This window comes from Dolichospermum sp. UHCC 0352 (genome assembly GCF_009711925.1).
Classification (GTDB): domain Bacteria; phylum Cyanobacteriota; class Cyanobacteriia; order Cyanobacteriales; family Nostocaceae; genus Dolichospermum; species Dolichospermum lemmermannii.
The window spans coordinates 1-6,469 of the sequence record NZ_VIKY01000309.1 but is presented as its reverse complement, the minus strand read 5'-3'; the positions used below and the strand labels follow the sequence as shown (position 1 = coordinate 6,469).

At 33.0% G+C, this 6,469-nt stretch carries 4 protein-coding genes and 1 pseudogene; 2 read left to right on the top strand and 3 right to left on the bottom strand.

All coding sequences use genetic code 11. The annotated features are described in order from the left end of the window. The 3 genes and pseudogenes from FJR06_RS24590 to FJR06_RS22225 all read right to left on the bottom strand — a co-directional run. Positions 1–106: pseudogene (locus FJR06_RS24590) on the bottom strand (2-succinyl-6-hydroxy-2,4-cyclohexadiene-1-carboxylate synthase); the annotation flags it as partial. A 372-nt stretch (positions 107–478) separates the two neighbouring features. After that, positions 479–3,574, bottom strand: coding sequence for a CHAT domain-containing tetratricopeptide repeat protein (locus FJR06_RS22230; RefSeq protein WP_168652290.1), 3,096 nt, complete (start codon positions 3,572–3,574; stop codon positions 479–481). A 326-nt stretch (positions 3,575–3,900) separates the two neighbouring features. After that, positions 3,901–4,752 (bottom strand): hypothetical protein, encoded by an 852-nt coding sequence (locus FJR06_RS22225; RefSeq protein WP_168652289.1) that lies wholly within the window; start codon positions 4,750–4,752, stop codon positions 3,901–3,903. A 448-nt stretch (positions 4,753–5,200) separates the two neighbouring features. On the opposite strand from FJR06_RS22225, the gene FJR06_RS22220 reads away from it, so the two are divergent. Next, positions 5,201–5,728, top strand: coding sequence for a hypothetical protein (locus tag FJR06_RS22220; protein ID WP_168652288.1), 528 nt, complete (start codon positions 5,201–5,203; stop codon positions 5,726–5,728). Between the two features lie 113 nt (positions 5,729–5,841). After that, the gene (locus FJR06_RS22215; RefSeq protein WP_168652287.1) at positions 5,842–6,237 is read left to right on the top strand and encodes a DUF863 family protein; all 396 of its coding nucleotides are present in this window, start codon (positions 5,842–5,844) and stop codon (positions 6,235–6,237) included. The last annotated feature ends 232 nt before the right edge of the window (positions 6,238–6,469 follow it).

Genomic DNA, 6,469 nt, shown 5'->3' with positions numbered 1-6,469 from the left:
GATCAAATTCATGAATATTACCCATGAACCCATGTAAAAACAGAATTATTGGTTTTTCTTTATTTAGCTTACATGAGTAATTAAATGTATATTTTTTTAGATTCATTTTTTTATTTTGAACTAAGAACTAACCTGTATAGGAATCTCAATTAGGTACGATTTGTTTAAGTTTTGCTATCATGATTTAATATTTAAAAATAGATCCTATTAGATATAGAAATTGAAAAATATTCTCAGAAGTTTCCATATATCCAGTTGATAATGGCAATGGATATTTTTGAGTCTACTAAGGTTAAGGTAAAAATCTATCTAAAGCAGCTTTTAATTGTTCAATCTCTAATTCTATATTCCCCTTTTGGGCGTTAAGGAAATGTAGAAATGTAGGTTGGGTTAAGCGACAGCGCAACCCAACATTGTCAAAAGTTTTGTTAGGTTTCCTTACGTCAACCCAACCTACGACTATTATATTCACCCTCTATTAATCCGCTAATCCCAGATAAATAAACGCCCCCCAATATTTCGGATGTCTATAAGGTTGATAATCATCTGAATTATTCCTTAATATCCGTAAATTATCCTCCATTCCTTCACTATATCGCCCCACATATTCAATCTTTTCATCAGTTAACCAAGTATCTCGCATTTCCCCCACAGTTAAATTACAGACATATCTTTTCGCCAGTTCTAATGCTTTTCCTACTGGTTCTTTATCCTCTAAATAATAATGATAAAACTGACCCATTAAAATGGCGGTAGAAATATCATTCACAGCCCATAAACTGACAATTAAACTTTTTGCCCCAGTTTGGAGAAATGCGTGTCTTAAACCGTGTACAGATTCCCCTAATTTGACTTCTCCTAAACCTGATTCACAGGCGGATAATACTACTAATTTGGTCGCGCTTAAATCTAAAAATGTGGCTACATCTTGGGCTGTCAGAATGCCATCTTCTGCTGCGGCTGGGAGTCTGCCCCCATTTAACGCTGTATTTGCCCCGGCAAAGGCTAATCCTGCCCTTAAAAGAGGATTTTGAACGTTTTGCATTCCCGCTCGATGTAGGCTGTCTAACTGAGAAAAAGGGGTGTCTTTTAAGGGTTTCAGGTTTTCGATAGTCAGAAAATAGCCATGTGTAGCAATATGCAGAATGCGAGGGGATAATTGGGATTTGACTAGGGATTCTAATGCGTTTTTCTCGGTTTGGGGAGTTACCCCTAAATATCGGGATATTTCTACACTTTCTAAACCTGTTCCGGGTATGGGTGTAAACATACCGTCTGCTTGAGATTTGCGGAGATCAGAATAAACCGTGTCAATGCTACGCTGGGTTTTTGTAGGTGTATCTTGGCAAATGACGGCGTTTTCATCGTTGAGGTTATAGTCAGGATTAGCAATAATTAGAGGTTGGGTAGGTTGGGTGGTACTGGGGAATTTTAAGCGAATAATATCCCGTCCGACGTTCACGTAACTAATGGTATATTCATCCATTAAATATTGATGATTATTGACAGGTAAAAGTTCAAAGGGAAGTAAGTTTAATTCACCATCGGGAGCGATAATTAATTTTTGAGTACCTGCGGTTAAGCATTTTTGAATAGGATCAAATAGCAGTTGTTTTAGTTGTTGTTTATTCTGGAATACTTCATTTAATTCAGGATTAGCTTGGATTTTATCTAGTTCCTCTTGGGTTTTCATCTTTAGGATCGTTCTGTCAAAACCATCTGATTTTCCTAGAATGATATTTTCTCGAAACACTTTAATCAGACGATCAATATTATCAGCTTCTCCTAAATCAATCATTTGCACTTGATCTGGTTGTTTTGCGGGTAAGATAAATGCTAGATAACGCGCAGATTTTGTTGTGTGATTTTTAATATCTAAAATATTAAAGATATTCAACCGCATAAATTCTAACAATGTTGAGCCTTCCGGTAATTCTAATGCAACCGCACGGCGATCAATTTCTACTAATTTCTGTTCAAAGTTTAATTCAGGGATTTGACGACTGAGATCCTGTTCAATTTTTTGTTGCTCTTCAACCAGTTGCTTATGATAATTCCATTCTGCTTCTGTAAGAGTTTGAAAACTTAATTTAATGATTTGTCGAATTTTTTCTTGATATTGCTTTAAGAGTGTATCTAAGTGAGGATAACGTCCTGATGATAGGTAATTTCTTTGTAAAATCGAAGTTTCTGTAACAATTAATTTACATCTTTGGATTAATTCAAAAGCTGCTTGTATAGCTTCTGGGGAATTGGAAAAATATTGATAAACAACAGAGATAAAAATTTCAAAGTTATAATAGTTTTTTTGAAAATGAGTTAAACGTTGTTTTTCGCTGCTAATTTTAAAAATTTGAGCTATTAATTTTAATTGGATGCTGGAAGATTGTAACATCATCTGAAATGCTGTATTTATATCACCTATACATATCAATAAAATTCCTAGCATTAGTAGAGATTTTCCAGTTTCAGAGTGATTAATTCCAAAGACATTTTTATGAATTTCTAAAGAGCGTTCATATAGAGGTAGCGCATCTTTATAATTTCCCATACAGTAATACACAAATCCTAAAGCCTCTAAAGAACTGGCAATATCAATGTGGTCTCTTCCTAAGATATCTTCATGAATTTCTAAAGATAGTTCAAAATAAAATAAAGCATCTTCATATTTTTCCTTATTCAATAATAATTGGCCTAACATATCTAACGAACTGGCAGTATTAGTATGGTACATTCCCAGTGTATTTTTACAAATTTCTAGTGATTTTTGACGGGTAGATATAGCATCTTCATATTTCTCCATGAATCCGTACAATCTTGTTATAGAATCTAAATAATTTATATTATCAAAGTGATCAATTCCTGCTTTTAAAGATTCTTCAAGGCAAGATGAAGCATCTTCATTCATCCCCATTAATGCGTAAAATTCTCCTAAATGATTTAAACAAAGCACAGTATCAATGTGGTTAATTCCTAGTGTATTTTTATGAATTTCTAATGATTCTTTAAGTATAGATAAAGCATCTTCATATCTCCCTATTGATAGGTACAAGTGACTTAACATCTCTAAAGATTCTTTATATCTTCCATATTGTTCAATATCATAATTATTGATTTTTTGGAGATTCATAGAAGCTTCTAATAATTTTTCAGAAACTGATAGAGCATCTTCATACATCTCCATTGATTGGTAAAATCCCATTAAGTAAGTTAAACATACTACGTGTTCAAACGGATCTATTTCTAATATCTTTTCGCTATTTTTTAACCATTGTTCCAAAGTGGATATAGAATCTCTATATCTACCTGCATCGTTATATAAACTTCCTAACGTCATTAAATTATATGCAGTATCAACATGGTAAATTCCTAACGTATTTTTTCTAATTTCCAAAGATTCTTCGCATACAGATATAGCATCTTCATATCTCTCCATTAATTCGTATAATCTTCGTAACTCATCTAAAGGTTGGAGCATAATAGGGTCTTTAATTCTCCCAGCTTTTTTCAAGGCTGTTTCCATCATTTGTAAGTATAGTTTATAGTAAGGTAAAGCACATTCATAGCTTCCCATTGATTTATATAAAAATCCTAATGCCAGTGAAAAAAAAATTACATATATCACAATAAATATTCCGCATATACGACTTATAAAATTATTATATCTTGTGATTTTTACAAAGATATTTTCAAAATCTTTTGCATATATATATATTGAATGTCTTATTTTTTGTTCTTTAATTATTGCTTCATTTGACTTTACTTTTCTTACAAGAATAAGTATGCCAACCAACCTATACAACATCCATAATAAATTGGGTTGGCTGATAATAATAATTACCAATAAGCATACAAACAAACCAATTATAAGTTTCATAAATTTATTTCCTTATTTTCTATCTAAACAACCCCAAAACTACGCTGAAATACCTGAAAATCAGATAATTTACCTACCTCTTGAAAAATCTCAAATAAATGCTGTTCATTCAAATCCACATCCTCATTACGATAATCTTCATTTATCCAAGATAATTTAATCTCTTCCTTCGTTACAATCGCCAAAAACAACTCTTTTTGAGTTCCAAAAGCTAAAGGAGCGCGGTGTGTATCATTATCAGGTGGGAAAAAAAGCGGTTGAGATAGACGACAAGAAGGAATTTGAGAAAAGGCTTTAGAAGGAGAAATTAAGAATTTATCACCATTAGCACTTTCATTAATCAATAATAAATAACCTGTATGGGGTAAATTCATTTTTAAGCGATAGTCTTTTTCCTTTTGTAATGTTTCCTCTCTAGGAATATGTCTAGTGATGATGCGATTATCTTGAGGTATAGGTATTTCATAAGGTATCATTTCCAATTCATCTTTTACAGGTTCAGCCACTTCTTTAGCCAAATCCCAAGCCATACGGGGAAATTTTTTCTCCCATAACCATTTATAGGTGACACGATAAGGAGATTGATTTTCATTTCTAGGTTGTCCCTGTTGATTTGTGTTTTCTAGTTGAAAACCATCAGCAGTCATTTCTTCCTGAAATATTTCCCATATCTGATAAGCAACCCTACTAATAATCTGACTAATACCCTGAATATTCACATTGAGTTGTTTTCTCATTTGTTCTTCAATAAATCCCTGAGATTGTGTGACATTTTGGGGATGCCAACGCAAAGGAAAACAGAGTTCCTGGTAAGTTTCTCTTCTTCTTGGATATAGCTGTTGTTTAATCTGTTCTAAAAATTTATCTTGCAGCATTTGATTTCCTCAATATTTATTGTACAAACATTCTAGGGTAAATTAATTACACTGTCAATACCTCTGAAAAATCTCTAATTGTTATCTTGATATTTTTGTGTAATCCTTAACGGGTAGGGGTTTAGCATTGCTAAACCCCTACATCATTTAAACCATATCCCTAGATTTTGTTATTTCTTGTTATTACTTTTCATATATTGTTATCTCCTGTTATTTCTGGCTATTTATTATTATTTTTTATTTGCTGTTATTAAAATTGAAAACCTGATATTAATAAATACTTTACCAATCAAAAAATCTTTGGTAGCTTGGTTATCAAGAAACAAGCAAAACAGATTTAGCAAGCTTGTTTCTCAAACCTTTTTCAATATCTGATTAATAGTCAGTAATTCAATAATTTGAATATTACAGACTAAAAAAGTTTGCAAATTACACATCAATTAATGTTATGAACAACCTGAAAAAAATTCCTGTCTTTGTAGCTATGTTAGCCTCCTTGGCTACATCCTCCTTCCCCGTCCAGGCTTCACAAAACTATCAAGAGCGTGATGGTATTGCTGGAGAAATCAAATATGCAGAATTTTGTAATACTTCTGGCGCATTACGAGCTAGAGTCGTTGCTGAGGCTACTAGTCGTTCTTCAAGAGTATCTAGTGTAGAATTTAAAATTTACTCAAGATATGGTTATGGTTTGAATTTGTGGGGACAAACCTTTGGCTATATAACTGGAGAAAACTGGAGACCTATCGGTATTCCTGATACGAGATTTAACGTTATGCGTTGGCAGGGTGACAGAAGGTTTTATGACACTACACCCATGACTTATCCCTTGACTTCTCTTGCAGATTCACCAATAAAATTTACAATTCATGTCAATCATAGCAGAGGTAAAACAATTGACCTTGGCGGTATTGTTGACTTGGGTAGAATTGAGCCTGGAAAGTGCCGAACCTACGATGATGGAAATTTCAGATAAAGAACTAATTGATTAACTTTCCATCATAGGAGAGGGTACAAATATCTTATCTTCTCCTATTTAACACAATTCATTTCAGACACTTTTGATCATCAAATCCAGGGAAAATAACCATGAAACTTAAAGTTGCAACTGCCATTATTATTACATTGTCTACAGTTTTTTTTAATTCACAAAAAGCTTCAGCCGTTGATATGAAGCCTTTGCTAGAAAACTTTGCAAATCAATTAGTTCAGGGTATGTTTTCATCATCAAAAACTCCCACTAATCCGCCTTCACCTTCCCAACATCCAGAAAACAACTATCCGAGTAATCCTAACTATTCCAATCCCTATCCGTCCTCTCCCATGCCTAATAACTATCCTTCCTATCCTCCCACACAATCTTATTCACCTACGCAATATAGTCCATCATCTTCACCTGCTGCACCATTCATCTATAACCCAATAATTATCGTTCCCCAATCTCCACCAATCTTTAATAATTACAGTAATAATATGCCCAGATAATTACCATGAAAATACAACCATAATTTTGCACTTGAATATTTACAAAAAAGCAATCTCACCCTAGAGATTGTTTTGCTATGGGATATAATTTAAAAATAGAGGAATCAAAATCAAAAAAATAAAAAATCACGAATATTTTGCACAAATGCTACAGTATTTTCTAGATGAATATTATGCCCGACTTGAGGAATTATTTGTAATTTAGCCAAGTTGCATTTTTCAGTCATAGCGA

Coding starts and splice junctions, on each gene's coding strand:
- FJR06_RS22230 (WP_168652290.1), bottom strand. CDS start 3,574: ATGGGAAGCTATGAATGTGCTTTACCTTACTATAAACTATACTTACAA.
- FJR06_RS22225 (WP_168652289.1), bottom strand. CDS start 4,752: ATGCTGCAAGATAAATTTTTAGAACAGATTAAACAACAGCTATATCCA.
- FJR06_RS22220 (WP_168652288.1), top strand. CDS start 5,201: ATGAACAACCTGAAAAAAATTCCTGTCTTTGTAGCTATGTTAGCCTCC.
- FJR06_RS22215 (WP_168652287.1), top strand. CDS start 5,842: ATGAAACTTAAAGTTGCAACTGCCATTATTATTACATTGTCTACAGTT.